Annotated in this window: 4 protein-coding genes; 3 read left to right on the top strand and 1 reads right to left on the bottom strand. The window is 59.2% G+C overall.

The window, feature by feature from the left end; all coding sequences use genetic code 11:
* Together K7H22_RS19815 and K7H22_RS19810 are read left to right on the top strand one after the other, a co-directional pair.
* The coding region (locus tag K7H22_RS19815) for a hypothetical protein (RefSeq protein WP_230802532.1) at positions 1-278 on the top strand (278 nt) is incomplete at its 5' end.
* Positions 279-340: 62 nt separating this feature from the next.
* Entirely contained in the window at positions 341-1,243 is a 903-nt protein-coding gene (locus K7H22_RS19810; protein ID WP_230802531.1) for an IclR family transcriptional regulator, read from the top strand.
* On the opposite strand, the gene K7H22_RS19805 is transcribed toward K7H22_RS19810, so the two are convergent.
* On the bottom strand, positions 1,209-2,018 hold the full coding sequence (locus K7H22_RS19805; RefSeq protein ID WP_419248204.1) for an IS630 family transposase: 810 nt from the start codon (positions 2,016-2,018) through the stop codon (positions 1,209-1,211). The two genes, K7H22_RS19810 and K7H22_RS19805, sit on opposite strands and share 35 nt — an antisense overlap.
* Positions 2,019-2,187: 169 nt before the next feature.
* On the opposite strand from K7H22_RS19805, the gene K7H22_RS19800 reads away from it, so the two are divergent.
* Positions 2,188-3,327, top strand: a complete 1,140-nt coding sequence (locus K7H22_RS19800; RefSeq protein WP_230802530.1) for a CaiB/BaiF CoA transferase family protein — start codon at positions 2,188-2,190, stop codon at positions 3,325-3,327.
* The last annotated feature ends 417 nt before the right edge of the window (positions 3,328-3,744 follow it).

Below are 3,744 nucleotides of genomic sequence, written 5' to 3'. Positions count from 1 at the left end.
CCGCCGAAAATAAAGATAATGCTTGCCAAACAGGGGGCATCGGAAAATGGCTGACTTACTACAACTCAAGGCGGCAAATGGTCGAAATCCTGCGACCGCCTCTTCCTCTGTCTTGCGAAATTCGTCCGGCCGTTTCAGTCCCAAAGCTCATCTCCTTTGTTGCAGTAAGTGCTATCAAAGGACCGGCATCAAACCGCGACAGATCCAATCTGCGGTATGGAAGTGCTGCGGTATGCGGACGTCGCAAACGAGAAAGTTTAAAATGTCGATTTGCTTGACAGGCGTGCTCGGTGGTTCACAATAACAAACACAATTGGCAATAGCGATTTGGGAGGAGTCGATGCTTGCACTATTTCCTACGACGGACGGGCGGCAAGTACATGTCGTGAAGTCGGTGGCGCGCACTCTAGAAACACTAGAGCTGTTCGACGAACTGCGTCGGCCCGTGAATATCGTCGAAGTGGCGATGCGGCTGGGCTACCCCCAATCCAGCACCTCCGCGCTGCTGAAAAGCATGGTCGCGCTCGGTTTTCTGACCCATGATAACGGAGCCCGCACTTATTATCCGACCGATCGCGTGCCCTTGATCGGCAGCTGGATGAGTCCCGCTCTTTTTGGTGGCGGGGCGCTGTTGCGCTTGGTGGATACGGTGGTCGAACGGAGCGGCCTTTTGTGCCTGCTGGGCGCGCAGAACGGCGATCATGCCCTATATTATCATGTGTCCAACCCGAAGAAGTCGTTGGCGCATCATATCGCAGTCGGGACGCGGCGGCCGCTTGGCGCTTCGGGTGTGGGGTATGTGCTTCTGTCAACCATGAATGACAACGAGATCCGTCGCATGTTCCGACGTATCAATGCTTATAGGCCAGACGGTCAAGATCCGCTCGATATCGAAGCGCTGATCGATTCTGTCCAGAAAGTCCGGGAGCAAAGATATTTCGTCTCGATTGACCAGGTCGTGCAGGGATCGGGTCTGATTGCAATGCTGCTGCCGCGGGAATGTACCGACCGGCCCCTGGCCATCGGCCTCGGAGCTCCGACGTCCGTGATTCAGGATCGCGAGCATGAACTGGTGTCCTTGCTGCGCGAAGAGATTGACAAGCATTTCGGCAGCTACGTGGAGCAGGCGGAACGCCGTCGCACCGCGTCTATGTGGAAGGTCCCTAAAGAGGGCAAGATTCGCGGTGCCGGAATGCGCTATACCGCTCTTACTTCAAAACCCGAAAGTTCTCGTGGGTTATGACGCGGAATTTGTCTGAGACCTTGTCGCGGAATTTCGTCCATTCCTGCGGGATGGTCTTACGCATGAATGCAAGGATGGCGTTGGCGAACTGCTTCTGGCTTGGGTAGTAGCGATTGTGGGTAACGTATTGATGCAAGACGGCCCAAAGTCGCTCAATCGGATTGAGATGGGGGCAGTAGGGCGGCAGCTGGATCAGATGGATACGGCAAGCCGTCCTGGCGAGAAAGGCCCTGACATCGGGGCCCTTGTGATAGGCGGCGTTGTCCCAGATGACATGAATGATGCGCTTGTCGGGGTTGCGCGCCTCGATCTTGGTGAGAAGCTGCACGGCACTGACCCCATCAACGGTTGTGGGCTCGACAAACGGTGCATCGAAGGTTTCGAGGTTCACGGCGCCATGAATATTCACACGACCGCGCCCTGCCGTGCTGAGAACCGCTGGATTTGATCCAACCGTCGAGCGACAGAAGCGCGCTTCCAGCCAAGCGCACAACGCAACCTGCTGTGCCTGCGTCATATGGGACTGACCGCCCTTCCAGCCGTCGAATGCAAGCGCATCCCAGCCATCTTGCAGGTAGGTTTTATGCCAGCCGCGGATGGTGTCGTCGTCCAGATACAGGAAGTCCGAAATCTGTTGGCAGGACTTGCCGTCGTCGAGCAGCAGGATCGCATTTGCACGACGGGCAATACCGTGGTCCTCGCGCTGGCGACGCACGCAAGCCTCAAGTTCGAGGCGGTCTGCTGAGGAAAGAAAGCCAGGGCGGATCATAGGCATAGCTGAATCGTTGCAAGCCCAGCCGTCAAGTCACCAAATTCGGCTTCCACAGGACTCGGCGTATAGTTCCGATTTTCACGCATATGCGTCAGAGCCGCCGCGTCCTATGGCCGGCGGCTTTGGCACGACCTAGGCTGCGCCGATACAACATATTCAGAGAGGATGTCGTATGGGACCGCTTGCAGGTGTAAAGATCGTGGAACTGGCCGGGATCGGACCCGGTCCGATGTGCGCGATGTTGTTGGCGGATCTTGGCGCGACCGTGATCCGGGTCGAACGCAAGGTAGAGTCCCAGCTGGGCATCAAACGCCCGCCGAAGTTCAATCTACTGAACAGGGGGCGCCGTCAGGTCGCGGTCGATCTGAAAGACCCCGAAGGTGTCGCCTTTGTCCGCGCGCTTGTGGCCGAATCCGATGCGGTGATCGAAGGGTTCCGCCCCGGCGTAACGGAACGTCTGGGACTTGGGCCCGACGATTTGTTCAGGGTCAATCCTCGGGTGGTCTGTGGCCGGATGACCGGCTGGGGCCAAGAGGGGCCGCTGGCCCAATCCGCCGGCCACGATCTCAACTACATCGCGATTACCGGTGCGCTGTCGATGATCGGGCGCGAGGGTCAGCCGCCGACCGTACCGCTGTCGCTGGTCGGTGACCTTGGTGGTGGGGCGCTGTATCTTGCCTTGGGAATCTGCGCGGCGATCATCGAGGCGCGCCAATCTGGCAAGGGGCAGGTGGTGGATGCCGCGATTTCTGATGGGGTCGCGCATCTGATGACCAACTTCCACGGCCTGCTCGGGGCCGGGATCATCACGCCCGAGCGCGGCACGAACATCATCGACGGCGGCGCGCCCTATTACGATGTCTATCTCTGCAAGGACGGGCGCTATGTCTCGATCGCCCCGATCGAACCCAAGTTCTTTGCGCTGCTTGTTAAGCTGCTTGAACTTCCCGAAGACACGATGCCGCCCCAGAATGACAAGGCCCGCTGGCCCGAAATGCGCGCAATTTTCGCCGCGAGATTCCTTGAAAAGACGCGGGACGAATGGACCGAACTGTTGGGTAAAACAGACGCCTGCTTTGCCCCTGTCCTGACGCTGGAGGAAGCTCCGGCTCATCCGCACATGCAAGCCCGCAACGTTTATTTCGAGGTGGACGGCGTGGTGCAGCCGGTTCCCGCGCCGCGTTTTTCGCGCACCGTTCCCGACGTGCCCGAACCCGTCGTGCCCGCAGCCGAGACGGACCCGGCCCATGCGCTGGAAGGCTGGGAGGTGCTGAAGGATCTGGAGAGCTGGAAGGAAAAGGGGGCACTGTAACCTCCGTCACCTGCCTCAGGTTGTCGTGTAGGTCGGTTTGCGCCTTTCCAGAAAGGCCGTGGCTGCGGAAAAGTGCGGGTTGGCTGTCACGCTCGGCCCGGAGGAAGTCCTCAAGATAGCCCACCGCACCGTCGGCATAGATCGACTTGGTAGCCGATCACCCTGGCCGCATAGACGGTGTCCTTGCCCGAGATTCGAGATCGCGCGCCGGTCCGCGGTTCGGCCACGCGGGGGTGAAAGACATGGCGACCGCTGGACCGGCCGCGCTGGATCATGAAGCGGCCGACCTTCAGATGCTCGGCGGATTGAACACACCGGGCACGCCTCGCACATAAGCAGCGGATTATGCGCTACTGCGTTCGACGGCGGCATCAAGTGACCTGCCCCCCGAAGCTCCCTCATTCATACCGAGAGTTT

The sequence above is a fragment of the Seohaeicola saemankumensis genome (genome assembly GCF_021021435.1).
GTDB lineage: Bacteria > Pseudomonadota > Alphaproteobacteria > Rhodobacterales > Rhodobacteraceae > Seohaeicola.
The sequence above is the reverse complement of the archived record's forward strand: the minus strand, read 5'-3'. Positions and strand labels throughout refer to the sequence as shown.

Coding starts and splice junctions, on each gene's coding strand:
- K7H22_RS19810 (WP_230802531.1), top strand. CDS start 341: ATGCTTGCACTATTTCCTACGACGGACGGGCGGCAAGTACATGTCGTG.
- K7H22_RS19805 (WP_419248204.1), bottom strand. CDS start 2,018: ATGCCTATGATCCGCCCTGGCTTTCTTTCCTCAGCAGACCGCCTCGAA.
- K7H22_RS19800 (WP_230802530.1), top strand. CDS start 2,188: ATGGGACCGCTTGCAGGTGTAAAGATCGTGGAACTGGCCGGGATCGGA.